Here is a 25,434-nt window from a genome sequence, read left to right as displayed (position 1 = left end):
AGCGTCGATAGCGCTGGCCGGTCAGGCGGAACCTCTGATTGGACCTCTCAGGGCGCAGCCACCGCCAGCCAGCTCAGCGGCCGACTGTGGCAGTCCGGGGCGCGCTTGCGGCAGCCTGCTCATCGCTCTGAACAAGGCATTCATGCAGAGCGGTTTCCCAGTCCGGCAGATGGATGCCCCAGTCATGCTGCAGTCGCGCGCAATTGAGCCGCGAATTCAGCGGACGCTGCGCAGCGGTCGGGTAATCCTTGGACAGGATCGGGGTGATCTCGGCGCGCAAGCGGCCCTGCTGGCGCAGGTGCTCGGCGATGCTGCAGGCGAAGCCGTACCAGGAGGTTTCGCCGCCCGCGGTGAGGTGGTAAAGGCCGCTCGGGCCGGCTTCGCCAGCGCTGCGCTTGCGCACCATTTCCGCGGTGGTGCGGGCGATGGTCGCGGCCCAGGTCGGCGCACCGATCTCGTCGCTGACCACCGACAACGCATCGCGCTCCTGCAGCAGACGCTGCATGGTCAGCAGGAAATTCTTGCCGTGTTGTGAATAGACCCAGCTGGTGCGCAGGATCAGGTATTCCCCACCGACCGCCTGAATCGCCTGTTCCCCGGCCAGCTTGCTGGCGCCATAGACGCTCAGCGGCTGCGGCACGTCGGCTTCGGTATAGGGTTCGTCCTTGCGGCCGTCGAACACGTAGTCGGTGGAGTAATGGATCAGCGGCACACCAAGGCGCGCAGCTTCTTCGGCAAGTACCTGCGGCCCGCGAGCGTTGACCGCAAAGGCCAGCTCACGATGGGTTTCCGCCGGGTCAACGGCGGTGTAGGCGGCCGCATTGATGATCAGGTCCGGCCGCAAAAGGCGCACCTGCTCACGGACCTGGTGTGGATCGGACAGGTCCAGCGCGTTGTGCCCAAGGGCCAGCAGTTTGCCGGCGCCAGCCAGTTCCAGCTGCAGCTCACGGGCAAGCTGCCCCTGGCTGCCGGTGATCAGGATCTTCATGGGAACAGCTCCGCGTCGCTGAGGCGCTTGCCAGCCTGGTCCTTGGCGGACAGCTGTGGCGGCTCGTCGAACGGCCATTCGATGCCGAGCTCCGGATCGTTCCACAACAGGCTGCGCTCGTGCTCCGGCGCGTAGTAGTCGGTAGTCTTGTAGAGGAATTCGGCACTCTCGCTGAGCACCACGAAACCGTGTGCGAAGCCTTCGGGTATCCACAGCTGGCGCTGGTTCTGCGCGCTCAGGTGAGTGCCGAACCAGCGGCCGAAGCTTGGCGAGCTCTTGCGCAGGTCGACGGCTACGTCGAACACCTCGCCGGCCACCACGCGCACCAGTTTTCCCTGCGGCTGCTGGATCTGGTAATGCAGGCCGCGCAGCACGCCGCGCTGGGACTTGGAGTGGTTGTCCTGGACGAACTGGCGCTTGAGCCCCGTGGCCGCTTCGAAAGCGGCCGCGTTGAAGCTCTCGTAGAAGAAACCGCGTTCGTCGCCGAAGACCCTGGGCTCGATGATCAGTACGTCGGGAATGCTGGTTTCGATGACCTTCATGCGTCTTCACCCGCCAGCTTGAACAGGTACTGGCCGTAGCCGGTCTTGCCCAGGGCGTCGGCACGGCGCAACAGCTGCTCGCGGTCGATCCACTTGTTCTGGTAGGCGATCTCCTCCAGACAGGCGACCTTCAGGCCCTGGCGGTGCTCGATGGTCTGCACGTACTGCGAGGCTTCCAGCAGGCTGTCGTGGGTACCGGTGTCGAGCCAGGCGAAGCCACGGCCGAAGCGTTCGACATTGAGATCGCCGCGCTCGAGGTAGGCCATGTTGACGTCGGTGATCTCCAGCTCGCCGCGTGGCGAGGGCTTGATCGACTTGGCGATCTCGATCACGTCGTTGTCGTAGAAGTACAGGCCGGTGACCGCGTAGCTGGACTTGGGCTTCTTCGGCTTCTCTTCGATGGACAGCGCCTTGCCGTTCTCGTCGAAGTCGATCACGCCGAAGCGCTCCGGGTCCTTGACCCAGTAGCCGAACACGGTGGCACCGCTTGGCTGGGCTGCGGCGCGCTGCAGCTTCTCGGTGAAGTGCTGACCGTGGAAGATGTTGTCGCCGAGGATCAGACACACCGAATCGTCACCGATGAACTCTTCACCGATCAGGAAGGCCTGCGCCAGGCCATCCGGCGAGGGCTGCTCGGCATAGCTGAAGTTGACGCCGAACTGGCTGCCGTCGCCCAGCAGGTTCTTGTACTGCGGCAGATCCTGCGGCGTGGAAATGACCAGGATGTCGCGGATGCCCGCAAGCATCAGCACCGAAATCGGGTAGTAGGCCATCGGCTTGTCGTAGATCGGCAGGAGCTGCTTGGATACGCCAAGGGTGATGGGGTGCAGACGGGTGCCGGAGCCTCCGGCGAGGATGATTCCTTTCATGCGTTCTCCAGGGCGCCAAGGCGCTCGCGTTGATAGCTGCCGTCCTGAACGCGACGGCACCATTCGAGGTTGTCCAGATACCACTGCACGGTCTTGCGCAGGCCGGTCTGGAAGGTTTCCTGCGGCACCCAGCCGAGCTCGCGCTCGATCTTGCTGGCGTCGATGGCGTAGCGCAGGTCGTGGCCCGGGCGATCCTTGACGAAGGTGATCAGGTCTTCATAACGGGCCAGGCCGGCGGGCTTGTTCGGTGCCAGCTCTTCCAGCAGCGCGCAGATGCCGCGCACCACCTCGATGTTCTTCTGTTCGTTATGGCCGCCGATGTTGTAGGTCTCGCCGACCTTGCCTTCGCTGACCACCTTGAACAGTGCGCGGGCGTGGTCCTCGACGAACAGCCAGTCGCGGATCTGCGAGCCGTCGCCATAGACCGGCAGCGGCTTGCCATCGAGGGCGTTGAGGATCACCAGCGGGATCAACTTCTCCGGGAAGTGGAACGGCCCGTAGTTGTTCGAGCAGTTGGTGATCAGCACCGGCAGGCCGTAGGTACGCTGCCAGGCCCGCACCAGGTGGTCCGACGAGGCCTTGCTGGCCGAATAGGGCGAGCTGGGCGCGTAGGGTGTGGTCTCGGTGAACAGGTCGTCGACACCATGCAGGTCGCCGTAGACCTCATCGGTGGAGATGTGATGAAAGCGGAACGCCTCGCGACGCTCGGCCGGCAGGCTCTGCCAGTAGGCGCGGGTGGCCTCGAGCAGTTGATAGGTGCCGACGATGTTGGTCTGGATGAATTCGGCCGGGCCGTCGATGGAGCGATCGACATGGGACTCGGCGGCCAGATGCATGATGGCGTCCGGCTGGAACTCCAGCAGCGCCTCGCTGACCCGCTCACGATCGGCGATGTCGGCCTGGAGGAACTGATACCGCGGGTTGTCTTCCACGGCTGCCAGCGACTCCAGGTTGCCGGCATAGGTCAGTTTGTCCAGGTTGAGCACGCTGTGCTCGGTATCGAGAATGAGGTGGCGGATCAGTGCGGAGCCGATGAATCCGGCTCCACCGGTAACGAGAATGCGCATAGTGATGGGGCTTCCTTGGCGCGCTGTCGAGCGTCAGGCTCTTAGCATGTCGGCACGATAGACCGGCCTTCGATACAAAAATTCCCGAGCGCTTTGGGGCGTTGGGTAACCGTGTGGTTACGGACGCGAGTATAGGCTAGTGGCCTTTCGCCGGTCAGCCAGCGTGAATGTCGCAAACCCCCTGAGTTTGAGATATCGACGCTAGCGCAACGACACCCGCAGCCGCGACAGCGCGCCAAGAAAGAACACCGTGCCGATCACGCCCAGGGCGAGCAGCTGCGGCCAGACGATGGAAGGGCCGGCGCTGCGGAACAGGATCGCCTGGGCCAGTTCGACGAAATGCGTGGTCGGCGCCACCAGCATGATGTTCTGCACCAGCTCCGGCATGCTCTCGCGTGGCGTCACTCCGCCGGAGAGGATCTGCAGTGGGATCAGCGTGAGGATCACCAAGAGGCCCAGCTGCGGCATGGAACGCGCCACGGTGCCGAAGAAGATGCCCATCGAGGTGGCGGCGAACAGGTGCAGCGCCGCACCGCCGGCGAACAGCCACAGCGAGCCCTGGATCGGGATGTCCAGCCAGCCCTCGACGACGAAGCGCAGGGCGAACGCCGCTGCCGCCAGCACCACCAGGCCCATGGCCCAGACCTTGCCGACCATGATCTCGAACGGCGTCACCGGCATCACCAGCAGGTGCTCGATGGTGCCGTGCTCGCGCTCGCGGATCAGCGCCGCACCGGTGAGGATGATCGCCAGCATGGTGATCTGGTTGATCACCTCGTTCACCGCGCCGAACCAGGCGCGGCTGAGGTTGGGGTTGAACGCCGTGCGCACCACCGCCTCGACGGGCAGCGCGTCAGTGCTGCGATAGCGGCGAACGAACTCGGCGGTCTCGCTGGCGATGATCTGCTGAATGTGCCCGGCGCCGGTGAAGGCCTGGCTGACCTGGGTGGCATCGACGTTGAGCTGGATGGTCGGCTGGCGGCCGGCGAGCAGGTCCTGCTGGAAACGCGGCGGGATGTTCAGGGTGAAGGTGTAGAGGCCATCGTCCATGCCGCTGTCCATCTCCTGCAGGCTGATGGCCTTCGGCTCGATGAAATAGGGCAGCTGGAAGGCATTGATGATGCGCAGCGAGGCCTGCGAGCGGTCCTCGTCGACCACCGCGATGCTGGCGCGGTGCGGCGCCTCGGGAATCGCCGTGGCGCCTTCGTAGATGGCCAGGGTGAACGAATAGATGATCAGCACCAGCATCGCCGGGTCGCGGTAGAGGCTGCGCAACTCCTTGAGGCCGAGCTGGAAGATGTTGCCGAGTTTGCGTCGCAGGCCGCCCATGTCATTTCTCCTGCTTGCGCAGGCCGGCGACGCTGAGCAGGGTCAGCAGCGGAATGGCCAGCAGCATGGGAATGAAATAGGGATACAGCTCGGCCAGCCCGAGCGCCTTGGAGAATACCCCGCGGCTGATGATCAGGAAGTGGCTGGTCGGGTAGAGCTTGCCGATGAAGGCGCCGGCGCCCTCCATCGCCGAAACCGGGTGGATCAGTCCGGAGAACTGGATGGCCGGCAGCAGGGTGACGATGGTGGTGCCGAAGATCGCCGCGATCTGGCTGTTCAATATCGATGACATCAGCAGGCCCAGGCCGGTGGCGCAGGTGACGTAGAGCAGCGCGCCAAGGCAGAGGGTGAGGATGCTGCCCTTGATCGGAATACCGAAGACGAACACCGCCAGCAGCGCCAGGGTGGCGAAATTGAACATGCCCAGGGCGATATAGGGCAGTTGCTTGCCGAGCAGGAATTCCAGGCGGGTGGTCGGCGTGACGTAGAAATTGGTGATCGAGCCCAGTTCCTTTTCGCGCACCACACCGAGGGCGGTGAGCATCGCCGGGATCATCATCAGCAGCAGCGGGATCATTGCCGGTGCCATGGCTGGCAGGCTCTGCACGTCCGGGTTGTAGCGATAACGAATGGCCACGTCAGCCGGTGCCAGCTGGCCGTCGACGCCCGCCTCGCGGGCCAGCTGCTGCAGGTAGTTGAGGTGGATGCCCTGCACATAGCCCTTGATGGTGTCGGCGCGCATCGGCATGGCGCCATCGATCCAGAACGCGACTTGCGGCACCGCGCCGCGCTTGAGGTCGCGGCCGAAATTCGGCGGAATCTCCACCGTCAGGCTGATGTCGTTGCTGCGCATGCGCTGGTCCAGCTCGGCATGGTTGGCCAGCGGCGCCTGCTCGATGAAGTAGCGCGAGCCGGCCATGTTCAGCAGGTAGTGCTGGCTGGTGGTGGTCTGGTCGCGGTCGAGCACGGCGTAGGTCAGGTTCTCGACGTCGAAGCTGACGCCGTAGCCCATGATGAACATCAGCAGCACGCTGCCGAGCATCGCCAGCGTCGCGCGGATCGGGTCGCGGCGCAGCTCCATGGCTTCGCGGCGGGTGTAGCTGAGCAGACGGCGCAGGCTGAAGCGGGCCTGGCGTCCGTTATTGCCTGTGGCCTGGATGGGCTTGCCCGGTGCGGCGGGCGGCGTTGCCGGCTGCTCCCCGGCATGCGCGGCGGCGGCTTCCTCCAGGTAGGCGATAAAGGTCTGTTCCAGCGTCGGCAGCCCGCGCTTGGCCATCAGCGCCTGCGGCGTGTCGCTGTCGAGTACCCGCCCGGCGTGCATCAGCGAGATGCGGTCGCAGCGCAGCGCTTCGTTCATGAAGTGGGTGGAGATGAAGATGGTCACGCCGTCCTCGCGCGACAGCTGCACCAGGAGTTCCCAGAAGCCGTCACGGGCCACCGGGTCGACCCCGGAGGTGGGTTCGTCGAGGATCAGGATCTCCGGGTTGTGGATCACCGCGACCGCCAGCGACAGGCGCTGGCGCACGCCCAGCGGCAGGCTGCTGGGCAGGCTCTCGGCGTCGCCGGTGAGGTCGAAGCGTTCGAGCATTTCCTGGATGCGCGCGTCGCGCCGCTCTGCCGGCAGGTGGAACAGCCGCGCGTGCAGGTCGAGGTTCTGCCGCACGCTCAGCTCGCTGTACAGCGAGAAGGCCTGGGACATGTAGCCGACGCGTTGGCGGGTCTGCATGTCGTGCGGGTCCACCGGCTTGCCGAACAGCAGTGCCTCGCCCTCGCTGGCGGGCAGCAGGCCGGTGAGCATCTTCATGGTGGTGGTCTTGCCGCAGCCGTTGGAGCCGAGGAAACCGAAGATCTCACCGCGGGCGATGCGGAAATTGACCCGGTCCACCGCGACGAAATCGCCGAAGCGCATGGTCAGCCCGTGGGCCTCGATGGCGATGCTGTCGCTCGGCGGCTGCGGCGGGATGACCAGCTCGCGGTGCTGGCTGCGCTTGGCTTCCGGCAGCAGGCGGATGAAGGCCTGCTCCAGGGAGTCGCTGCCGGTGCGCGCCAGGAGTTCGGCCGGCGTGCCGGTGGCGAGCACCTGGCCGGCGTCCATCGCCACCAGATGGTCGAAGCGCTGCGCCTCGTCCATGTAGGCGGTGGCCACCAGCACGCTCATCTGCGGGCGCTCGCCACGGATGCGCTCGATCAGCTCCCAGAACTGCGCGCGCGACAGCGGGTCGACGCCGGTGGTGGGCTCGTCGAGGATCAACAGGTCGGGGTCGTGGATCAGCGCGCAGCAGAGGCCGAGCTTCTGCTTCATGCCGCCGGAGAGCTTGCCCGCCGGGCGCTCGACGAACGGCGCCAGGCCCGTGCTGCGAGTCAGTTCGGCGATGCGCCAGTGGCGCTCTTCGGCGTCCTGACCGAACAGCCGGCCGAAGAATTCGAGGTTCTCGAACACCGTCAGCGTCGGGTAGAGGTTCTTGCCCAGCCCCTGGGGCATGTAGGCGATGCGCGGGCAGACTGCGCGGCGGTGGCCAGCATCGCCCATGTCGCCGTCGAGCACCTGGACATGGCCCAGCTGCAACTTGCGCGCACCGGCGATCAACGCCAGCAGGCTCGACTTGCCGACCCCGTCCGGGCCGATCAGGCCGACCATGCAGCGTGCCGGCAGGCTCAGGCTGAGGTCATCCAGCGCGCGGGTCTTGCCGTATTGCAGGCTGACGCCGCTGATCTCGGCGACCGGGGCAGGGGACTGGTTCATTGGCCGACATTGATCTGCAGGTGCGCCGGCCATTCGGCGTCGGCGTCCAGCTTGAGGTAGGCGACGCCCGGCAGGCCGGTCTTGACCTGTTCCATGTGCTTTCTCAGCAGGTCGGGATCGATCCGCGCCTTGACCCGGAACATCAGTTTCTCGCGCTCGCTTTCGGTTTCCACCGTCTTCGGCGTGAACTGCGCGACGCTGGCGACGTAGGTGACCTTGGCGGGAATCACGTACTGCGGCGCCGCATCGATCACCAGGCGCACCTCGCTGCCCATTGCCACCCGGCCGGCCTGGCGCTCGGGCAGGAAGAAGGTCATGTAGACGTCGGCCAGGTCGACCAGATTGAGCAGCTTGCCGCCGGCGCCGAGCACCTCGCCCGGTTGCGCCACGCGGTACTGCACGCGCGCCACGCGATCGGTCTTCAGTTCGCTATCGGTGATGTCCGCCTGCAGTCGCACCACGCTGGCCTGGGCTGCCTCCAGCGCCGATTGCGCTTCGATCACCTGGGACCTGGCGGCGGCGATGCCGGCATCGGCCGAGAGCACCTGCGAGCGCGAAGCGGCCAGCGCGGCCTGGGCGCTCTGCATGGCGGCGAGGTCGTCGTCCAGCTGCTGGCGTGGCAGCGCATTGCGGCCGACCAGGGTTTCGGTGCGCTGATGGCGTTTCTGCGCGGCGGTCAGTTCGGCGCGGCGCTGCAGGACCACGGCCTCGGCAGTGGCCTTCTCGCTCTCGCGCTGGGTAACCAGGGCCTGGGCGGTGAGGATGGCGTTCTCCGCCTGGCGCACCTGGGCGCGGGCCTGGTTCAGCTGGGCGTCCAGTACTTCGGTATCCATACGCGCGATGACCTGGCCGGGCTGGACAAAGTCGCCCTCGTCGACGCTGATCTCGCGGATGCGCCCGCCGAGCTTGGTCGCTACATCGATCTCGGTGGCCTCGATTCGGCCGTTGCCGCTGGCGAATCCGTCGCCCAGGCCATCCGTGCGCAGCTCCGACCAGGCCAGCAGGCCGATGACCACGAGCGCGACGAGTGCGAACAGCACCCGGCGAAGATTTTTCTGGGCTGGGGCTTTCATGGGCGTTCCTTACGTGAAGCGATAGTTCGCATGCTAAGCGATGGCCGTACGGGTTGCGCTTAGCCTGAATCAATAAAACCGCTGTTTAGCGTTTTTATATGACCGTTTCGCCGGACTTCACTGCGCAGACTGGCTTTTTGCTACATCGATCGTCCAGCGTTGCAACTGGCGGCTCAGTTCGTCGCTGGCCTGGCCGAAGGCCGCCACCACGCTTTCCAGCTGCGGGCCAGCGCTGGGCTGACGGATCTCGAAGCGGCGGCTGGCGAGGATGCGCTGATCGGTTGCCGAGGCCAGCTGAGCATCCAAGCGGACCAGTACCTGCGGCTGGCCGTCGACGTATTCGCTCTGGAAGGCGCGCAGATCACTGAGCAGCTCCAGCTCGGCGAACAGGTTGCTGTCCTCGTTGCTCACCGCCACCGGTCCGCTCTGGCGAAACTGCTCGATCAGCCGGTCACGCAGCAGGGTCGGCGCGGCATCGCCCCAGCGCGCGCCCTGGTAGCTGCTGATCTGGTTGCCATCCGGCACCACGGCGATGCGCGGTCCGGCAAGGATGCGGCTGGCATGCGGGGTGTGGATGCGCAGCGCCTGCTGCAGTCGCTCTCCTTGCTGACCGGTCGCCTCAGCGGTGGGCAGCAGGTACACACGGATCGGCTCGGCCTCGGGCAGCAGGGTGCAGGCCGCGAGTGTGCCGAGCACGAGCGCGAGGGCGATAGGGCGGAACAGCACAAGGCGGCTCATGGGGTGAACTCCTGAATCTTCTCGCGGCCGAGCAGGAAGCCGCTGGGATTGTCTTCGAGGCGCTGGGTGACGCGACGCAGCGCGCCGAGGGTGCCGCGCAGTTCATTGATCGCCGGGCCCAGATCGCTGAAGCCCTGAAGACCATTGTTCAGCGCGCCCTGGTTGTCGCTCAGCAGTGCGTCCAGACGCGAGGTGGCGCGCTCCAGTGCGGCCATTGACGCGCCGGCATTGCTCAGCAGCTGGCGACCTTCGTCGTCGATCAGACCGTTGGCGTTCTGCGTCAGCCGGGTGATTTCGGCCAGCGCGCTGTTGGTCTGCTGGCCCAGCTGGCTGAGCTGGGTCAGGGCCTGGCTGAGGTCGCCGCGCTGCTCAGCCAGCACGCTGGTGGCCTGCTCCAGATTGGCCAGGGTGCGGCCGATGCGCCCGGCGTTGTCCTCGGAGAGCATCAGGTTGGCGCTGCGCAGCAGGTTGTTGATGTTGGTCATCAGGTCCTCGCCGTTCTCCAGCAGCGCACTCAGCGGCGACGGGTCGGCGATGATCAGCGGCGGCTCGCCGCGTTTGCCTTCCAGCGGCGGGCTCTGCGGCGTGCCGCTGTGCAGCTGGATGATCATGCTGCCGGTGATGTTGGCCAGCGCCAGGCGCGCACGGGTGTCCTGCTTGATCGGCGTGCCGGAATAGATGCGAATGCGTGCACGCACCTTGCGCGGGTCGTCCGGTTCCAGCCACAGCGCCTCGACGTCGCCGACCTTGATGCCGCTGTACTCCACCGAGCTGCCATTGGACAGCCCGCTGACCGCGCGATTGAAGCTGATCTCGTAATAGTTGTATTCGCGGTCCATGCTCGACTTGCCCAGCCACAGCGCGAACAGCAGCGCGCCGCCGACAGCCAGGACGGTGAACAGGCCGATCAGTACGTGATGGGCGCGGGTTTCCATGTCAGTTCTCCTGCAAGTCGGCAGCCTGTTGCGCCGCCCGGCCACGTGGGCCATGGAAATAGTCGCGGATCCAGGCGTCGTCGGTGGCTTCCACCACCTCCAGGCGATCGGCCACCAGCACCCGCTTGCGCGACAGCACGGCGACCCGATCACAGATGGTATAGAGCGTATCCAGATCGTGGGTTACCAGAAACACGCTGAGGCCCAGCGCGTCGCGCAGGGTCAGGATCAGCTGGTCGAAGGCTGCCGCGCCGATGGGGTCGAGGCCGGCGGTGGGCTCGTCGAGGAACAGCACCTCCGGGTCCAGCGCCAGCGCGCGGGCCAGGGCGGCGCGCTTGACCATGCCCCCGGACAGCTCGTCGGGATACTTGCACGCGGCATTGGCCGGGAGACCGGCCAGCGCCAGCTTCAGCCGCGCCAGGTGCTCGGCGTCGCGGCGCTCGAGCCCGGCGTGCTCGATCAGCGGCAATGCGACGTTCTCCTGCAGATTCAGCGAGGTAAACAGCGCGCCCCGCTGGAACAGTACGCCGAAACGTCGTTCCACCTGCGAGCGGCGCTCGGCCGACAGTTCCAGCAGATTTTCGCCGAACACGCTGACGCTGCCCTCATTGGGCCGGCGCAGGCCGACGATGCTGCGCAGCAGCACGGATTTGCCGGTGCCCGAACCGCCAACCACGCCGAGAATCTCGCCGCGACGGATGTCCAGGTCGAGGCCGTCGTGCACGGTCTGGCTGCCGAAGCGGTTGACCAGCCCGCGTACCTGAATCAGCGCGTCGTCGCTCGTCACCAGCCCATCTCCATGAAGAACAGCGCGGCGATGGCATCCAGCAGGATCACCATGAAGATCGCCTGGACCACGCTGGAGGTGGTGTGCTCGCCCACCGACTGCGCACTGCCGCTGACCTTGAAACCTTCCAGGCAGCCGATCACCGCGATGATGAAGGCGAATACCGGCGCCTTGCCCAGCCCGACCAGAAAATGACTGACGGCTATATCGCGCGCCATGATGGTGAAGAACATCGTCGGCGAGATGTCCAGCGCCAGCACGCAGACCACCAGCCCGCCGGCGATGCCGCTGAGCATGCCGACGAAGGTCAGGATCGGCAGGGTGATCAGCATCGCCAGCACCCGCGGCAGCACCAGCAGCTCGATCGGGCTAAGGCCGAGGGTGCGGATGGCGTCGACCTCCTCGTTGGATTTCATCGAGCCGATCTGCGCGGCGAAGGCGCTGGCGCTGCGCCCGGCGAGCAGGATCGCCGCCAGCAGCACGCCGAATTCGCGCAGGAAGGAAAAGCCCACCAGGTTGACGGTGTAGATGGTCGCGCCGAAGTCGGCGAGCACCGTCGCGCCAAGAAAGGCCACCACCGCGCCGACCAGAAAGGTCAGCAGCGCGACGATCGGCACCGCGTCCAGCCCGGTCTGCTCGATATGTACGGCCAGTGAGGTCAGCCGCCAGCGCCGCGGCCGCGGCAGCGTCAGCAGCAACGTCTGCAGGGTCAGGCCAATGAAGCCGAGCAGCGCGCGCTGCTGCTTCCACACCGCCGCGACCGTGCGGCCGATATGCGCCAGCACATCGCCGAACTCATAACCGCGTGGCGGCTCGGCGGCATCCGGTTGGTCCAGGGCGGTGGCGACCGTGCGCAGCAGCGCCAGACGTTCAGCTGGCAACTGCGGCGCCCAGGCTTCGATGGCGGCGATCCGCTCGGGCCCCAGCAGCTCCACCAGCAGGCCGGCGCCCGCCGTATCCAGCGCCCCGAGCCCGCTCAGCTCGATCTGGCTGCGCTCGTCGATCCGCGCCCTGAGCCGCTGCACCTCTCGGCGCAGTGCTGCGTAATGGGCGAGGGTCCAGTCACCGACGATGCGCGCCCGCAACGGCGAAGTCCCTTGATCGAGGGTCACCGAACCGGGAGACGAGGACAGGGTGGCGCTCATCTTCTGCAAACGGGTGCCTATGTCGGGCGATGGAGTCCTGATTGATGCTAGCAGGGCTCAGCCCGGCAAGACAGGACCGGCGCCTTGTAGCCGCCAGTTCCTGCACGCCGATCGGTAGGCCGTCGAGATCGAGCGGGCCGGATGGCGCGCCATACAGCTGCACATCCAAACGATTCAGCTCGTCCTGGCACCCTGTTAGCGATGCGGCCGAACGCATCGGTACGGCCGAAGCCTTCTTCGGTGGGGTAGAGCCCGCGGTGCCAGTCGTTGTAAGCGGTGCCGAGCAGACGGTCGAGCACCTGCTTGAAGTCGTGGCGCAACTGCGCGCGGTCCTGCTCGTAGCGCTCGCCCAGCACCTGCTCGGCGAAGCGACGGAACCTGAGCGGGTTGTAATAGGTGAAGGCCATGCTCATGCCCAGCGCCTGCCCAAAGGCGCCACCGTGCAGGGCCGGTACGGTGGAGGCCAGCGAATGCATCGCCGCGCCACCGTCGATACGAATGGCCTGACCCTGGTAGCGCAGATCGCCGGTGTAGCAGGCGATCCGTTCATCGCTGACGGACCCACAGAAACGCAAAAGCCCGCAGCGAGCGGGCTTTTGCGGAGCGCTTCGAAGGGGCTCGAAACGACTATCTAATATGGCGCATCCGGCGGGATTCGAACCCACGACCCCTGCCTTCGGAGGGCAGTACTCTATCCAGCTGAGCTACGGATGCGTTGCGGGGGGCAATCATACGCATGTCGTTGACGGGCGTCCATGCTGGTGCGGCTGGGCGGATATGCCCGGGTGCGGCTTTTTCGCAGCTGCCGGTGGCCGGGCCGGCTGGTACCCTTGCGTGTCGCGGCCGGGGGCCGTGGGTGTTCGGATGGCAAGGGGATGGAGATGTCGGGCCATATCAAACTCTGGGATGCGCCGCTGCGGCTGTTTCACTGGTTGTTCGCCGGAGCGGTGATCGCGGCCATTGTCACGGGCTGGATCGGCGGCAGTCTGATGCCCTGGCATGGCCGGCTCGGCCTGCTGGTGCTGGGGCTGCTGGTGTTCCGCCTGATCTGGGGTTTCGTCGGTTCGACGTATGCCCGCTGGCCGCGCATCTTCTCCGCGACGTTCGGCGTGAAGGACTATCTGCAAGGCAATTGGCGCGAAGCCGGGCACAACCCGCTCGGCGCATTCTCGGTACTGGCCATGTTGCTGCTGGTGAGCTTCCAGGTCGCCAGCGGCTTGATGGCGACCGACGACATTGCCTTCCAGGGGCCGCTCCATGCGCTGGTCAGCAGCCAAACCGGCAGCGCGCTGAGCGGCCTGCATCGGCAGGCGAAGTGGTTGCTGCTGGTGCTGATCGGCATGCACATCGCAGCCATCATCTATTACACGCTGGTGATGCGCCGGCCATTGGTGCGGGCGATGATCGCGGGAAGGACGCAGCGCGAGCATCCGTCCCAGCAGGATGCGCGGGGCGGCTCGCTGCCCGCCGCGGTTCTGGCGATCGCTCTGGGTGCGGCTTGCGTCTGGGGCGTGCAGGCGGTGGGGGATTGGCTGCGGCCTGAGCCGGCGGCGGTGGCGCCCAGCCTGGACTGGTAAGCCAGCCGACGGCAGGTGTCGGCTGGCTGCGCGCGATCAGTCGGCGCGGAACTTGTCGTGGCAGGACTTGCAGCTGCCGCCGACGTCGCCGAAGGCCTTCTTGATCGCGGCCTGATCGCCTTCTGCGGCGACCTTGGCGAGCTGGTTGGCGGCGGCGGTGAAGTTGCGGCCGATCTGACCGGCTTCGTCGAGGTTCTGGAAGAACTCAGGCTTCAGACGAGTCGCCTTGCCCAGCTGCTCGGTAGTGGTGTCCGGGCTGTAGAGGCTGCCCATGCCGGAGTTGGCGATGGCGGCGATGGCATTGGCGGCGGCGGCCACCTTGGCCTGGTCGTAGGGCTCCTTGCCGTCGACTACCTGGGCCTTGATCTTGCCCATGTTCCACGACATGAACTGGTAGCCGGCCTGGCGGGTTTCGACCATCTCTTCCGGTTTCATCTGCGCCTGGACGGCAGTGCTGGCCAGCAGGACGGCGGCCACGGCGCCTGTCATCAATGCTTTCACGGTAACTCCTTATCGATCCTTGGTTGTCGGCGGCTGTGCCGCTCGCGCGCAACTATACCCCGACCCGTACCCGGGTTTGGGTAACAAGGCGTGACAGGCCGCGCAGGCATCAGGCTGGTCAATGGCACAACAATGCCAAGCGCCATGAGCTTGCCGCCCGGCCGGCTGCGGTCCTAGCATGGTGGTTCGCAGTGCAATGCGGCGGCAGGAACCGGGCGGCGAAGGACGGTTCAGATGATCGTCGCGTTCGCCAAACTTTCCGCAGCGGGCCTGCCGCTACGATGCCCGAGGAGACTGCCATGCAACTCAAAGACACCGCGCTGTTCCGCCAGCAGGCCTATATCGATGGCGCCTGGCTGGATGCCGACAGTGGCCAGACCATCAGCGTGAACAACCCGGCTACCGGAGAGGTTCTCGGTACGGTGCCGAAGATGGGCGCCGCCGAAACCCGCCGCGCCATTGATGCCGCCGAGCGGGCGCTTCCGGCCTGGCGTGATCTGACCGCCAAGGAGCGCTCGCAGAAGTTGCGCCGCTGGTTCGAGCTGCTGATGGAGAATCAGGACGACCTCGGCCGCCTGATGACCCTGGAGCAGGGCAAGCCATTGGCCGAGGCCAAGGGCGAGATCGCCTATGCCGCCTCCTTTATCGAGTGGTTTGCCGAGGAAGCCAAGCGCATCTACGGCGACACCATTCCCGGCCATCAGAAAGACAAACGCATCATTGTCATCAAGCAGCCGATCGGCGTGACCGCGGCGATTACCCCGTGGAATTTCCCGGCGGCGATGATCACCCGCAAGGCCGGCCCGGCGCTGGCGGCTGGCTGCACCATGGTGATCAAGCCGGCATCGCAGACGCCGTTCTCGGCGCTGGCGATGGTCGAGCTGGCCGAGCGCGCCGGGATTCCCAAGGGCGTGCTCAGCGTCGTGACGGGCTCGGCCGGCGACATCGGCAACGAGCTGACCGCCAACCCCAAGGTACGCAAGATCTCCTTCACCGGCTCCACCGAGGTCGGCGCCAAGCTGATGGAGCAGTGCGCGCCGGGGATCAAGAAGGTCTCCCTCGAGCTGGGCGGCAACGCGCCTTTTATCGTCTTCGACGACGCCGACCTGGACGAGGCGGTGAAGGGTGCCGTGCAGTCCAAGTACCGCAATGCCGGGCAGACCTGCGTCTGCGTCAACCGCATCTATGTGCAGGATGGCGTCTACGACGCCTTCGCCGAGAAATTCCAGGCGGCGGTGGCCAAGCTGCGGGTCGGCAATGGCCTGGAGGAGGGTACCGATCTCGGTCCGCTGATCGACGATCGCGCTGCCGCCAAGGTCCGCGAGCATATCGAGGACGCTGTGGCCCAGGGCGCGCGGCTGGTGGCGGGCGGCCAGGCCCATGCGCTGGGCGGCAGCTATTTCGAACCCACCGTGCTGGTGAACGTGCCGGATAGCGCCAAGGTGGCCAAGGAAGAAACCTTCGGCCCGCTGGCACCGCTGTTCCGCTTCAAGGACGAGGCCGATGCGATCGCCAAGGCCAACGACACCGAGTTCGGCCTGGCCTCCTACTTCTATGCGCGCGATCTGGGCCGAGTCTTCCGCGTCGCCGAGGCGCTGGAGTACGGAATGGTTGGCATCAACACCGGGCTGATCTCCACCGAGGTGGCGCCGTTTGGAGGGGTCAAGTCGTCCGGCCTGGGCCGTGAGGGCTCCAAGTACGGCATCGAGGACTACCTGGAGATCAAGTACCTCTGCATGGGCATCTGACGTCCCCCTGCGACAGTCGGTCTCAGGGGCTGGCTGTCGCGTTCTCCTGCGGTCAGAATCGCGTCCCCAGCGGCGCGCCCATTTCTTGCGGAGCAGTCGTCGCCCTGGCCATCGCGTGGCCAGGCTGTAGTGACCTGTTCAGCGAGTAATGCAGTGAGCGTCTCGGCCCAAGTCTCCTTCGTACTGGTCGCCTACAACGAACCGTGGCGGGCGGACCAGCTTTGTCAGCTGGTACGCGAGCTGCGTCCCGGCATGCGCGTGCAACCGGCGGCCGATGGCCATGCCGCCCTGGCGACATGCCAGCGCCAGGCGCCCAGCCTGCTGATCGTCGATGGCGAACTGGATGGACTCGACGGTCGGCAGCTCCTGCGCGAGCTGCGTCGTCATGGTCCGACCCAGCGCCTGCCCTGCGTGCTGATCAGTGCCCGTACCGATACCGCCAGCGTGCGCACGGTGCTGCCGCTCGCACCGGCCGCCTATCTCGGCAAACCCTACGATCTCGACGACCTGCGCCAGCGGCTGGACAAGCTGCTGCCGCGGTCGGCGGGCCACGCCGGTGCGCCACGCCTTGCCGCGGTCGATGACCTCGACAGCTTTCTCGAACGCATGCGTCCGCACAATCGCGGCGCACCGCTGCTGGAGGCCGTGCTGAGTGCGCTGCAACGCCTGCAGGGTGGCGATCAGGACTACGCCCAACTCGAGGAGCTGCTGGCCCGCGATCCGCAGGTGACGGCGCGGCTGATCAGCGTCGCCAGCGGCACGACGCAGCCGCCGAAACCCTGTCTGAGCCTGGCGCAGGCGCAACGGCAGCTGGGCGCGGCACGCACCCTGCAACTGGTGACCGAGCTGGCCCTGCAGCACAACGCCCGGCTGGTCGAACCGCGCCTTGCCGAGCTGGCGGCGCAGCTCAGCGCCCAGGCACTGCGCACCGCGCGTCTGGCGAGCTGGCTGGCGCGCCAGCTGAAGCTGGATGTCGAGCTCTGCTTCAGCGCCGGATTGCTGCAGAACATCGGCGAGCTGGCGCTCCTGCGCAGCCTGCAGGAGTGGCTCGACAGCGGCGGCGCGCTGGATGAGGCGCAGCTGCAGCGCTGCCTGCGTGAGCGTGCAGCCGGCTTCGGCTCGGCATTGCGGGCGCAGTGGGCGCTGCCCTTGGAGCTGCGTCAGGTGATCAGCGCCTACTACGCCCTGGGTGCCGGTGTGCTGCGCCGCGAAGCGCTGGTGCTCAATGTCACGCGGTTGCTGGCCGAGCTGCCCGAGGGCGCCGAACCTGCCTCGCTGGCCACCGAGCGTACGGTACGTTTGCTGCGCATCGACCCCGATCTTCTGGCCCGCGCCCCTCGCCACGCCGTCGGCGGCTAGCCGGCTTCTGGTCCGATATTCCCTGCATTGATAGCGGCCACCGGTCGCCTCGGGGTTGCCCGCCAACCCTTGCGTGGCGCGGTGCTGCGCCTTCTTTTCGCCCGAATGCCCTGGCCGTGCGGTGCTATCGACACACGGAAATGAGTCATTTATTCTGCAGTGCGAAACATGGTTCCGTGAAATAACAATTCCAATCAGCATTTCACAGAAAGGGAGGCCTGCATGACGGATGTCATTCGGCTCGAACGCCGGGGCGATATCGCTCTGATCCTGATCAACAACCCGCCGGTCAACGCCCTCGGCCATGCCGTACGAAAAGGCCTGTTGGATGCCTTTGAACAGGCGGACGCGGCGCCCGAGGTGACGGCCGTGGTGCTGGTTTGCGAAGGCCCGACCTTCATGGCCGGCGCCGACATCAAGGAGTTCGGCAAACCGCCACAGGCACCGAGCCTGCCGGAGGTGATCGAGGCCATCGAAGGCTGCAACAAGCCGAGCGTCGCGGTGATCCACGGCACCGCACTCGGTGGCGGGCTGGAAGTTGCGCTGGGTTGTCATTACCGCATCGCCCGACAGGACGCCAGGGTCGGCCTGCCGGAGGTGAAACTGGGCCTGCTGCCCGGCGCCGGCGGTACCCAGCGCTTGCCCCGACTGGCCGGTGTCGAGAAGGCGCTGGAGATGATCATCAGCGGCCAGCCCATCGGTGCAGCAGAAGCGCTGGAGCACCATATCGTCGACGAGCTGTTCGAAGGCGATCTGATCGAGGCCGGTCTGGCCTATGCGCGTCGCCTGCTCGAGGAGGGGCGCGGCCCGCGCCGCAGCGGCGAGCAGACCCAAGGTCTTGAGGGCGTCGACAACGAGGCGCTGATTCGCGCCAAGCACGCCGAGGTGGCCAAGCGCATGCCGGGGCTGTTCTCGCCGCTGCGCTGCATTGCCGCGGTGGAAGCCGCGACCAGACTGCCGCTGGCCGAAGGTCTCAAGCGCGAGCGCGAGTTGTTCACCGAATGCCTGAATTCACCGCAGCGCGGCGCGCTGATCCACTCGTTCTTCGCCGAGCGTCAGGCCGGCAAGATCAACGATCTGCCATCCGATACGAAGCCGCGGTCGATCAAGGCCGCCGCGGTGATCGGCGGCGGCACCATGGGTGTCGGCATTGCCTTGAGCTTCGCCAATGCCGGTGTGCCGGTGAAGCTGCTGGAGATCAATGAGGAAGCTCTGCTACGCGGCCTGCAGCGCGCCCGCGACACCTACGCGGCGAGCGTCAAGCGCGGCAGCCTGACCGAGGATGTGATGGAGCAGCGCCTCGCGCTGATCGCTGGCGTCACCGACTACGGCGCCCTGGCCGATGCCGACGTGGTGGTCGAGGCCGTATTCGAAGAGATGGGCGTCAAGCAGCAGGTCTTCGAGCAGCTGGATGCGGTGTGCAAACCCGGTGCGATCCTCGCCTCCAACACCTCGTCACTCGATTTGAACGCCATCGCCGCCTTCACCAAACGCCCCGAGGACGTGGTCGGCCTGCATTTCTTCAGCCCGGCCAACGTCATGCGCCTGCTGGAAGTGGTGCGTGGCGAGCGGACCAGCGATGAAGTGCTCGCCACCGCCATGGCGATCGGCAAGCAGCTGAAGAAGGTCTCGGTGGTGGTCGGCGTCTGCGACGGCTTCGTCGGCAACCGCATGGTCTTCCAGTACGGCCGCGAGGCGGAGTTCCTGCTGGAGGAAGGTGCCACGCCGCAGCAGGTCGATGGTGCGCTGCGCAACTTCGGCATGGCCATGGGACCGTTTGCCATGCGCGATCTGTCCGGTCTCGACATCGGCCAAGCGATCCGCAAGCGCCAGCGCGCGACGCTGCCGGCGCACCTGGATTTCCCCACCGTCTCCGACAAGCTCTGCGCCGCCGGCATGCTCGGGCAGAAGACCGGCGCCGGCTACTACCGCTACGAGCCGGGCAACCGCACGCCGCAGGAGAATCCCGACCTCGCGCCTATGCTGGAAGCCGCGTCGCGGGAAAAGGGCATCGAGCGAAAGGCGCTGGACGAGCAGTACATCGTCGAGCGCTGCATTTTCGCGCTGGTCAACGAGGGCGCGAAGATTCTCGAAGAAGGCATCGCCCAGCGCTCCAGCGATATCGACGTCATCTACCTCAACGGCTACGGCTTCCCGGCCTTCCGTGGCGGGCCGATGTTCTATGCCGACAGCGTTGGCCTGGACCGCGTGCTGGCGCGGGTCAGGGAACTGCACGCCCGCTGTGGCGACTGGTGGAAGCCGGCGCCACTGCTGGAAAAACTGGCCGCCGAAGGCCGCACCTTCACCGAATGGCAGGCCGGGCAATGAAAGCGACCCGCCTGCAATCCGAACGCACCATGAGGAATTTCCCATGAACGTCAACTACACGGCCGAAGAGCTCGCCTTCCGCGATGAAGTGCGCGCCTTCCTGAAAAGCGAGCTGCCGGCGGACATCGCCGCCAAGGTCAAGCTCGGCAAGCACATGTCCAAGGAAGATCACCAGCGCTGGCAGCAGATCCTGGTCAAGCGCGGCTGGTACGCGCCGGGCTGGCCGGTGGAGCTGGGCGGCACCACCTGGGGACCGGTGGAAAAGCACATCTTCGACGAGGAGTGCTCCGCCTTCGGGGCGCCGCGTACCGTGCCCTTCGGCGTCAACATGGTCGCCCCGGTGATCATCAAGTTCGGCACCCAGCAGCAGATCGACCATTACCTGCCGCGCATCCTCTCCGGTGAAGACTGGTGGTGCCAGGGCTATTCCGAGCCCGGTGCCGGTTCCGACCTCGCCAGCCTCAAGACCCGCGCCGTGCGTGACGGCGACCACTACGTGGTCAACGGCCAGAAGACCTGGACCACCCTCGGTCAGCACGCCAACATGATCTTCTGCCTGGTGCGCACCGACCCCGAGGCCCAGCAGCAGCGCGGCATCAGCTTCCTGCTGATCGACATGAAGAGCCCGGGCATCAGCGTGCGGCCGATCATCACCCTGGACGGCGACCACGAGGTCAACGAAGTCTTCTTCGACAATGTCCGCGTGCCGGTGGGAAACCTCGTCGGCGAGGAAAACCAGGGCTGGACCTGCGCCAAGTACCTGCTGACCCACGAGCGCACGGGCCTGGCCGGCATCGGCTCGTCCAAGGCGGTGCTGGCGCATCTCAAGCGCATCGCGATGAAGGAAGTCTGCGACGGCAAGCCCATGCTCGAAGACCCGCTGTTCCGCGCCCAGGTCGCGGAGGTCGAGATGCAGCTGATGGCCATCGAGATGAGCACCCTGCGCATCCTTGCGGCGGCGAAGGAGGGCGGCGTGCCCGGTGCCGAGTCCTCGATTCTCAAGGTCAAGGGCACCGAGATCCGCCAGGCGATCACTCACCTCTTGCGCAAGGTCATCGGCCCCTACGCGTTGCCGTTCCTCGAAGAGGAGATGCAGCTGGACTACGACGGTGAGCTCTTGCACGCCGACTACAGCGCGTCGCTGGCCGGCGACTACTTCAACATGCGCAAGCTGTCGATCTTCGGCGGCTCCAACGAAATCCAGAAGAACATCGTCTCGAAGATGATTCTCGAGCTGTAAGGGGGCACCGCAATGGACTTCAAACTGACTGAAGAGCAGCAAATGCTGCAAGACACCGCGGCGCGCCTGGTGCGCGACGCCTATCCGTTCGAACAGCGCGAGAAATTCAGCGAGTCCGAGCTGGGCTTTTCCGCCGAGTTCTGGTCGCAGCTGGGCGAACTGGGCCTGACCGCGGTGCCGTTCTCCGAGGACGTCGGCGGCTTTGGCGGCGGCGGCGTGGAAACCATGCTGGTCATGACCGAACTGGGTCGCGGTCTGACGCTGGAGCCGTATCTGCAATCGGTGATCTTCGCTGGCGGGCTGTTGAATCAGCTGGGCAGCGACGCGCAGAAAGACGATCTGCTGCCGCAGGTCGCGGCCGGTTCGCTGCAACTGGCGGTCGCGTTCGACGAGCCGCAGAGCCACTACAACCTCCACGACGTACAGACCAAAGCCGAAGCGGTCGACGGCGGTTATCGCCTGTCCGGGCGCAAGGCCGTGGTGATTGGCGGGCACAGCGCCGGCAAGATCATCGTCTCCGCGCGCACGTCTGGTGACAGCCGTGACGAAACCGGCATCAGTCTGTTCCTCGTCGATCCGAACGCCCCAGGCGTCAGCCGCCGCGTCTACCCGACCATCGATGGACGCAAGGGCTGCGAGCTGTTCCTCGACAACGTGCAGGTGGGCGCTGATTCGCTGCTTGGCGACGTCGGCAACGCGCTCTCAGCTATGCGCTACCAGCAGGGCCGCGCCATCGCCGCGCAGTGCGCCGATGCGCTGGGCAGCATGGACGAAGCCTGCAAGCTGACCCTTGACTACCTGAAGACGCGCAAGCAGTTCGGCGTGCCGATCGGCAAGTTCCAGGTGCTGCAGCATCGCATGGTGGACATGCAGACCGAGCTGGAGCAGGCCACCAGCATGGCGATCCTCGCCGCGACCTTTGCCGATGGCGAAGACAACGACGAGCGCAGCCGCATCATCGCCGCCGCCAAATACATCTGCGCCCGCGCCGCACGCAAGGTGGCCGAGGAAGCGATCCAGCTACACGGCGGCATCGGCATGACCTGGGAATACAACCTCGCCCACCACGCCAAGCGCCTGGTGATGATCGCCCACCAGTTCGGTGACGACGACCACCACCTGAAGGCCTATGCGAAGCTGATGCAGGTGGCCTGATCGTCCCGCCTGCAGCATGAAAAAACCCGCTCTCAGGAGCGGGTTTTTTGTGGGAGGGATACCGTTGCGGTGATTGTTTTAGGGAAGAGGACTTGTCCGCGCATTTGCTGGCTCCGGCGCTGAGCCAAGTACGCGAACGGACTGGCAGGGTGGATGGCACGTTTCACATCCTTCGCGGTTGGGGCGGCACCGGTGGATCGCTGAAGCGTGATCCACCCTGCGCCTGACGTCCCGCGTCCGATCAGGCCGGTTTCGCCTCTGCCCCGACTGGCGCCGCACCCTGAGGCTTCCATTCCTGCAGCCGGTCCAGGCTGCCGCGGTAATGCTTGAGCCCCATGCCTAGCAGGATAATTGCGCCGACCAGCGCAACGCCGGTGACGATCAGCAGCGAGTAGCGCAGGGCGTTGTCGTCGCCGAAGACGAAATCGGTGCCCAGCGCCACCGCGGTCGGGCCGATGCCGAGGCCGACCATGGTGATGACGAACAGGTATACCGCCGAGGCCTGGCCGCGCATGGAGTTGGGCATGATTTCCTGAATCGCCGCCGGCCCGACGCCGAAGGGCATGGCGATGGTGAAGACGTGCAGGGCGATCAGCGCCAGCGCCAGTTCGCCGGTGCCGGCCAGGTAGGCGAGATTGAGCGGCAGGGTCAGCGCGGCGGAGATGATGCCCACGCGCAGCGGCGCGTCGCGATAGCCGCGGCGGTGCAACAGGTCCGACAGCCGCCCGCCGGCGATGATGCCGATCGAGCCGGCCACCGCTACTACGGAGCCGTAGAGCACGCCGACGTCGCTGGCCGACCAGCCGTAGGTGCGGATGAAGAACGTCGGAATCCACGCCGAACTGCCATAGGCGGCGAACGCCAGGCAGGCGAAGCCGAAGTTGTGGCACAGCACGGTGCGGCGGTTCTGGCGGATGTAGCCCGCCACCTCGCTGAGTGGCACTTCGACGCCGGCGCCGACGCCCTTGCGCGACGGCTCGCGGATCAGCAAGAGCACGGCGGTGAACAGTACGCCGGCTGCACCGAGCACGAGGAAGATCAGCTGCCAGGGGCGGACCATGCCGAGCACCGGCAGCTCCACATCACCTTGGGCCGAGGCGAACTTGACCACCAGCCCGCCGAGCAGAAAGGCCAGACCGGAGCCGATGTAGATGCCCATCGAATAGACGCTCATGGCGGTGCCGCGCAACTTGGGCGGGAAGCTGTCGGCGATCAGCGAATAGGCCGAGGGCGACAGTGCGGCCTCGCCGACACCGACGCCGATGCGGAACACGAGAAACTGCCAGAAGGTCCGCGCGGTACCGCACAGCGCGGTCATCAGGCTCCACACCAGCACGCCGATGGCGATGATGCCGCGGCGGCTCTTGCGGTCGGCCAGGCGTCCGATGGGCACGCCGCAGATGGTGTAGAACACCGCGAAGGAGAAGCCCATCAGCAGGCTCATGTGGGTGTCGGTGATGTCCAGGTCGCGGCGGATCGGCTCGACCAGCAGGTTGAGGATCTGCCGATCGACGAAGGACAGCACGTAGGCGAGCATGAGGATGGCGACCGTGACCCAAGCGCGGGTGCTCGAGGGGTAGCCGTTATTGTTGTTGTGCATGGCAAGGCTCCATTGGCGAGGAGGGCTGTAACCAGCCCATCCTCACTTTTGTCGGAGATCAGCCATCCGGCAAGGTGAATAACCCTCGCATATGTTTCGAAATATACTAGCGATGTTCCGCTCTGCGAAACTTACGTGTTTGTATGCTCACACCACCGTTTGTTGTTGGTTTGGTATCAGCTCTGGCAACAAACGCGGCGTCCAGAGGTTGTCGGCGAAACCGCGACGGAAGAAGCCGAAGTGGCCGATCCGCGTGGCGCCAATTTCCGCGGGCGCGATGCGCTGCATGGTTTTCGGTGCCGAGCTGTAGAAGCCATGCAGGGATTCGGTGTTGCGCGCCGACATCATCTCGTCGTCGCTGAAGGACAGTGAGGTCAGCGGCGTGCGCACGGCTGCGAAGGCCTGGCGCATGGGCTCGCCCTCGACACCGACCAGGTAGTCCGGATGCAGGCACCAGCGCCGCCACTGGCGAATCACCCCGGCGGGCAGGTCGCCGACCGCCCCGATACGACCGCCCGGGAAGTAGCCGGCCACGGCGGTCAGCACGGGCGCCAGGCCATGCCAGAGCAGCCAGGCCTTGTTGCGGATCTGCGGGCTGTTCTCGCGCCAGTAGCCGCTGCCGGCGGCGATGGTGACGATGCGGGTCAGGCGCTCATGGCCGTTGACCAGCGGCAGGATCTGCGCGCCGACGCTGTGGCCGATCCAGTACAGCGGCAGCTCACCGGCGGCCTCGGCGGCCTTGTCCAGTACCGCGCTACAGTCATGGCGCGCCCAGTCGAGGATGTCCACGTTCAGCTGGCGGAGCGGCACCCGCCGCGAGCGGCCCATGCCCAGGTAATCGAAGGTCACTACCTGATAGCCGCGCTCGGCGAGCCAGGTGGCGAAGTCGGTATAGAAGCGCTGCGGCACGCCCATCGCCGGCGCGATCAGCACGACGCCATATGGCGCGCTGCTCGGCTGATACCAGCAGCTGGACAGGGCATGGCCATTGCCATTGTCGATGGTGCGTTCTTCAACCTGTATCGTCGCCATCTTGTTGTTCTCCGCGCTTCTGCGATTGCTGCGATCGGTGCAGTATACGAAGGGTAGAAGATAATTCTAGAAAATTATTCTAGTCAGACGGGAGGCCGGATGGCCCGTAGTAGCCGCAAGCAGGAAATCCTTCAGGCCGCACTCGCCTGTTTCACCGAGTTCGGCGTGGAAGCGACTACCATCGAGATGATTCGTGATCGTTCCGGCGCCAGCATTGGCAGCCTCTATCACCACTTCGGCAATCGTGAGCGGATCATCGCCGCGCTGTATCTGGAAGGCATTGGTGAGTATGCCGCGCTGCTCGAAGCCGGGCTGATCGAGACGCTGGATGCCGAGGCCTGCGTCCGGCTGTTCGTCACCAGCTACATCGACTGGGTGGTGGCGAACCCGGATTGGGCGCGCTTCGTCCTGCACAACCGCGGGCGGGTCGAGGCGGGGGAGATGGGCGAACGGCTGCGCGAGGTCAATCGCATCCACGGCGAGCGGGTCGGAGCGATTCTGCGGCGCCATCGGGAAAGCGGAGCCTTTCGGCGGATGCCCGGCGACTGCTTTCTCGCGGTGGTGATCGGACCCTGCCACGACATGGCGCGTAACTGGCTGGCGGGACGTTCCCGCACTGCACTGGCCGACTGCCGCGAGCTGCTCGCGGACATCGCCTGGGCCAGCGTCAGGGCCTGA

The 25,434-nt window shown here is 65.9% G+C and carries 21 protein-coding genes, 1 tRNA gene and 1 pseudogene; 7 read left to right on the top strand and 16 right to left on the bottom strand.

Annotation, left to right across the window (positions count from 1 at the left end):
• Positions 1–73: 73 nt before the first annotated feature.
• The 13 genes and pseudogenes from rfbD to EA798_RS11575 form a co-directional block, all read right to left on the bottom strand.
• Entirely contained in the window at positions 74–988 is a 915-nt protein-coding gene (gene rfbD, locus EA798_RS11635; RefSeq protein WP_122099039.1) for a dTDP-4-dehydrorhamnose reductase, read from the bottom strand.
• A complete protein-coding gene (rfbC, locus tag EA798_RS11630; protein WP_106157141.1) occupies positions 985–1,530 on the bottom strand; it encodes a dTDP-4-dehydrorhamnose 3,5-epimerase in 546 nt (181 codons plus the stop codon). The genes rfbD and rfbC overlap by 4 nt, the downstream gene beginning before the upstream one ends.
• Positions 1,527–2,399, bottom strand: a complete 873-nt coding sequence (gene rfbA, locus EA798_RS11625; RefSeq protein WP_106157144.1) for a glucose-1-phosphate thymidylyltransferase RfbA — start codon at positions 2,397–2,399, stop codon at positions 1,527–1,529. The genes rfbC and rfbA overlap by 4 nt, the downstream gene beginning before the upstream one ends.
• Positions 2,396–3,466: a dTDP-glucose 4,6-dehydratase gene (gene rfbB, locus EA798_RS11620; RefSeq protein ID WP_122099038.1), complete on the bottom strand. Its 1,071-nt coding sequence runs from the start codon at positions 3,464–3,466 to the stop codon at positions 2,396–2,398. Before rfbB ends, rfbA begins: the two co-directional genes overlap by 4 nt.
• Before the next feature lie 201 nt (positions 3,467–3,667).
• On the bottom strand, positions 3,668–4,795 hold the full coding sequence (locus tag EA798_RS11615; protein ID WP_122099037.1) for an ABC transporter permease: 1,128 nt from the start codon (positions 4,793–4,795) through the stop codon (positions 3,668–3,670).
• Between the two features lies 1 nt (position 4,796).
• On the bottom strand, positions 4,797–7,538 hold the full coding sequence (gene rbbA / locus EA798_RS11610) for a ribosome-associated ATPase/putative transporter RbbA (RefSeq protein ID WP_122099036.1): 2,742 nt from the start codon (positions 7,536–7,538) through the stop codon (positions 4,797–4,799).
• On the bottom strand, positions 7,535–8,611 hold the full coding sequence (locus EA798_RS11605) for an HlyD family secretion protein (RefSeq protein ID WP_122099035.1): 1,077 nt from the start codon (positions 8,609–8,611) through the stop codon (positions 7,535–7,537). Before EA798_RS11605 ends, rbbA begins: the two co-directional genes overlap by 4 nt.
• A 117-nt stretch (positions 8,612–8,728) precedes the next feature.
• A complete protein-coding gene (locus EA798_RS11600; RefSeq protein ID WP_122099034.1) occupies positions 8,729–9,349 on the bottom strand; it encodes an ABC-type transport auxiliary lipoprotein family protein in 621 nt (206 codons plus the stop codon).
• Positions 9,346–10,284 (bottom strand): MlaD family protein, encoded by a 939-nt coding sequence (locus tag EA798_RS11595; RefSeq protein WP_122099033.1) that lies wholly within the window; start codon positions 10,282–10,284, stop codon positions 9,346–9,348. Before EA798_RS11595 ends, EA798_RS11600 begins: the two co-directional genes overlap by 4 nt.
• Before the next feature lies 1 nt (position 10,285).
• Complete coding sequence (locus tag EA798_RS11590; RefSeq protein ID WP_122099032.1) at positions 10,286–11,071, bottom strand: ABC transporter ATP-binding protein; 786 nt, start codon at positions 11,069–11,071, stop codon at positions 10,286–10,288.
• Positions 11,068–12,216 (bottom strand): ABC transporter permease, encoded by a 1,149-nt coding sequence (locus tag EA798_RS11585; RefSeq protein WP_122099031.1) that lies wholly within the window; start codon positions 12,214–12,216, stop codon positions 11,068–11,070. The genes EA798_RS11590 and EA798_RS11585 overlap by 4 nt, the downstream gene beginning before the upstream one ends.
• 176 nt (positions 12,217–12,392) lie before the next feature.
• A pseudogene (locus EA798_RS11580) lies at positions 12,393–12,755 on the bottom strand (hypothetical protein); the annotation flags it as partial.
• Positions 12,756–12,853: 98 nt separating this feature from the next.
• Positions 12,854–12,930, bottom strand: a tRNA-Arg gene (locus EA798_RS11575).
• 161 nt (positions 12,931–13,091) lie between these two features.
• On the opposite strand from EA798_RS11575, the gene EA798_RS11570 reads away from it, so the two are divergent.
• On the top strand, positions 13,092–13,793 hold the full coding sequence (locus EA798_RS11570) for a cytochrome b/b6 domain-containing protein (protein ID WP_122099030.1): 702 nt from the start codon (positions 13,092–13,094) through the stop codon (positions 13,791–13,793).
• A 36-nt stretch (positions 13,794–13,829) separates the two neighbouring features.
• Here EA798_RS11570 and EA798_RS11565 read toward each other — a convergent pair whose 3' ends face one another.
• Positions 13,830–14,282, bottom strand: coding sequence for a c-type cytochrome (locus EA798_RS11565; protein ID WP_011911346.1), 453 nt, complete (start codon positions 14,280–14,282; stop codon positions 13,830–13,832).
• Between the two features lie 311 nt (positions 14,283–14,593).
• Between EA798_RS11565 and gabD the strand changes: the two genes are divergently transcribed.
• The 5 genes from gabD to EA798_RS11540 all read left to right on the top strand — a co-directional run bounded on the left by gabD (position 14,594) and on the right by EA798_RS11540 (position 22,124).
• Positions 14,594–16,042: an NADP-dependent succinate-semialdehyde dehydrogenase gene (gene gabD, locus EA798_RS11560; protein WP_122099029.1), complete on the top strand. Its 1,449-nt coding sequence runs from the start codon at positions 14,594–14,596 to the stop codon at positions 16,040–16,042.
• A gap of 153 nt (positions 16,043–16,195) precedes the next feature.
• Complete coding sequence (locus EA798_RS11555) at positions 16,196–17,401, top strand: HDOD domain-containing protein (protein ID WP_122099028.1); 1,206 nt, start codon at positions 16,196–16,198, stop codon at positions 17,399–17,401.
• Between the two features lie 222 nt (positions 17,402–17,623).
• On the top strand, positions 17,624–19,729 hold the full coding sequence (locus EA798_RS11550; protein WP_122099027.1) for a 3-hydroxyacyl-CoA dehydrogenase NAD-binding domain-containing protein: 2,106 nt from the start codon (positions 17,624–17,626) through the stop codon (positions 19,727–19,729).
• Positions 19,730–19,772: 43 nt separating this feature from the next.
• On the top strand, positions 19,773–20,969 hold the full coding sequence (locus EA798_RS11545; protein WP_122099026.1) for an acyl-CoA dehydrogenase family protein: 1,197 nt from the start codon (positions 19,773–19,775) through the stop codon (positions 20,967–20,969).
• Between the two features lie 12 nt (positions 20,970–20,981).
• Complete coding sequence (locus EA798_RS11540) at positions 20,982–22,124, top strand: acyl-CoA dehydrogenase family protein (protein WP_122099025.1); 1,143 nt, start codon at positions 20,982–20,984, stop codon at positions 22,122–22,124.
• 241 nt (positions 22,125–22,365) lie between these two features.
• Here EA798_RS11540 and EA798_RS11535 read toward each other — a convergent pair whose 3' ends face one another.
• Together EA798_RS11535 and EA798_RS11530 are read right to left on the bottom strand one after the other, a co-directional pair.
• A complete protein-coding gene (locus EA798_RS11535; protein WP_106156680.1) occupies positions 22,366–23,724 on the bottom strand; it encodes a spinster family MFS transporter in 1,359 nt (452 codons plus the stop codon).
• A 147-nt stretch (positions 23,725–23,871) separates the two neighbouring features.
• A complete protein-coding gene (locus EA798_RS11530; protein WP_122099024.1) occupies positions 23,872–24,756 on the bottom strand; it encodes an alpha/beta hydrolase family protein in 885 nt (294 codons plus the stop codon).
• A 99-nt stretch (positions 24,757–24,855) separates the two neighbouring features.
• Here EA798_RS11530 and EA798_RS11525 point away from each other — a divergent pair, with 99 nt between their 5' ends.
• The gene (locus tag EA798_RS11525) at positions 24,856–25,434 is read left to right on the top strand and encodes a TetR/AcrR family transcriptional regulator (protein ID WP_102820385.1); all 579 of its coding nucleotides are present in this window, start codon (positions 24,856–24,858) and stop codon (positions 25,432–25,434) included.

The sequence above is a fragment of the Pseudomonas songnenensis genome (assembly GCF_003696315.1).
In the GTDB taxonomy this organism is placed as follows: domain Bacteria; phylum Pseudomonadota; class Gammaproteobacteria; order Pseudomonadales; family Pseudomonadaceae; genus Stutzerimonas; species Stutzerimonas songnenensis.
Note: the sequence above shows the minus strand (reverse complement) of the source record. Positions and strands in the feature narration are given on the sequence as shown.

Coding starts and splice junctions, on each gene's coding strand:
- gabD (WP_122099029.1), top strand. CDS start 14,594: ATGCAACTCAAAGACACCGCGCTGTTCCGCCAGCAGGCCTATATCGAT.
- rfbD (WP_122099039.1), bottom strand. CDS start 988: ATGAAGATCCTGATCACCGGCAGCCAGGGGCAGCTTGCCCGTGAGCTG.
- EA798_RS11545 (WP_122099026.1), top strand. CDS start 19,773: ATGAACGTCAACTACACGGCCGAAGAGCTCGCCTTCCGCGATGAAGTG.
- EA798_RS11535 (WP_106156680.1), bottom strand. CDS start 23,724: ATGCACAACAACAATAACGGCTACCCCTCGAGCACCCGCGCTTGGGTC.
- EA798_RS11600 (WP_122099034.1), bottom strand. CDS start 9,349: ATGAGCCGCCTTGTGCTGTTCCGCCCTATCGCCCTCGCGCTCGTGCTC.
- EA798_RS11540 (WP_122099025.1), top strand. CDS start 20,982: ATGGACTTCAAACTGACTGAAGAGCAGCAAATGCTGCAAGACACCGCG.
- rfbB (WP_122099038.1), bottom strand. CDS start 3,466: ATGCGCATTCTCGTTACCGGTGGAGCCGGATTCATCGGCTCCGCACTG.
- EA798_RS11530 (WP_122099024.1), bottom strand. CDS start 24,756: ATGGCGACGATACAGGTTGAAGAACGCACCATCGACAATGGCAATGGC.
- EA798_RS11605 (WP_122099035.1), bottom strand. CDS start 8,611: ATGAAAGCCCCAGCCCAGAAAAATCTTCGCCGGGTGCTGTTCGCACTC.
- rbbA (WP_122099036.1), bottom strand. CDS start 7,538: ATGAACCAGTCCCCTGCCCCGGTCGCCGAGATCAGCGGCGTCAGCCTG.
- EA798_RS11615 (WP_122099037.1), bottom strand. CDS start 4,795: ATGGGCGGCCTGCGACGCAAACTCGGCAACATCTTCCAGCTCGGCCTC.
- EA798_RS11525 (WP_102820385.1), top strand. CDS start 24,856: ATGGCCCGTAGTAGCCGCAAGCAGGAAATCCTTCAGGCCGCACTCGCC.
- EA798_RS11595 (WP_122099033.1), bottom strand. CDS start 10,284: ATGGAAACCCGCGCCCATCACGTACTGATCGGCCTGTTCACCGTCCTG.
- EA798_RS11550 (WP_122099027.1), top strand. CDS start 17,624: ATGACGGATGTCATTCGGCTCGAACGCCGGGGCGATATCGCTCTGATC.
- rfbA (WP_106157144.1), bottom strand. CDS start 2,399: ATGAAAGGAATCATCCTCGCCGGAGGCTCCGGCACCCGTCTGCACCCC.
- EA798_RS11565 (WP_011911346.1), bottom strand. CDS start 14,282: ATGACAGGCGCCGTGGCCGCCGTCCTGCTGGCCAGCACTGCCGTCCAG.
- EA798_RS11585 (WP_122099031.1), bottom strand. CDS start 12,216: ATGAGCGCCACCCTGTCCTCGTCTCCCGGTTCGGTGACCCTCGATCAA.
- rfbC (WP_106157141.1), bottom strand. CDS start 1,530: ATGAAGGTCATCGAAACCAGCATTCCCGACGTACTGATCATCGAGCCC.
- EA798_RS11570 (WP_122099030.1), top strand. CDS start 13,092: ATGGAGATGTCGGGCCATATCAAACTCTGGGATGCGCCGCTGCGGCTG.